The following is a 946-nucleotide window of genomic DNA, read 5'->3' on the forward strand; positions in this document are numbered from 1 at the left end:
TTTAAGGGGCTGAAACACATGACAAAAAGCAAAATAGATTGTTTTCCAAACGATTAACACCTGTAAAAAGAAATTTAGATAAGTAATCTAAGCCGTATTTGAAAACACTTACAGCTCTTCTGCCGTGTTTTTTTATTATTATTGTTTTGATATTTTCATCTAAATAGTCACCAATTTTATAGCACCATACAAAAGCAATCATTGTGAGTGAGAATAATTTTTCTAACCTATCTAAATCGGTTACGTGTGTGTCTTCTATATTAAACCCGCTACTCTTTAATCCTCGGAAGAGGGTTTCAATCTGCCAACGTTGTTTGTAATATTCCATTGCCTGTTCTGGTTTATTAAAAGAAACTATGATTAAAAATTCTATCTTTCCCTTTCTATCAATTGTTTTAGTCCCTGAAAGATAGCAACGCTGTCCGTGTAAGGCTATTATTTTTGGATAGTGGTAAAACTCGCCAACTTTCAAACTATTAAATAACCAAAACGCCTTTATTTCTTCTTGTTTTTGATACGAGTAAATAGTAAAATTATTCCTGCTTCTAATGTGGTATCGAATTTTCTCGTTATTCAAAAATTCTAACCATTTCCCTCCAACAAACTCTCTGTCAGCTAGTAAGCAATCTATACTTTGCGTTCCGAACCACTGAATATACTTTTTAATTAAACTTATTCGCTCCTGTGTATCGGAATTTCCTTTTTTGTCTAACATCTTAAACATCAAAGGAAAAGCTACGTTTTTATAACTGACTCCTAACATTAAAATGTTGATATTTTTCTCTCCAAATTTCCAATTGGTTCTGTCTAACACCAGTACTAAATGCTCTTTGAATGGTAGCAGGTTAAATATTAGCATTGAAACAACTTTCATCGGAAAATCAAAATCCTTCATAAATCGTTGGATTCTCCTATATGAACTATTTTTGGCTCATATAAAATAATT

The 946-nt window shown here is 31.7% G+C and carries 1 pseudogene; it reads right to left on the reverse strand.

Annotated elements, in window-relative coordinates:
- Position 1: 1 nt before the first annotated feature.
- Positions 2–913 (reverse strand): annotated as a pseudogene (locus B0A58_RS16110) (IS4 family transposase); the annotation flags it as partial.
- Positions 914–946 lie beyond the last annotated feature (33 nt).

It is taken from the genome of Flavobacterium branchiophilum NBRC 15030 = ATCC 35035 (assembly GCF_002217205.1).
GTDB lineage: Bacteria > Bacteroidota > Bacteroidia > Flavobacteriales > Flavobacteriaceae > Flavobacterium > Flavobacterium branchiophilum.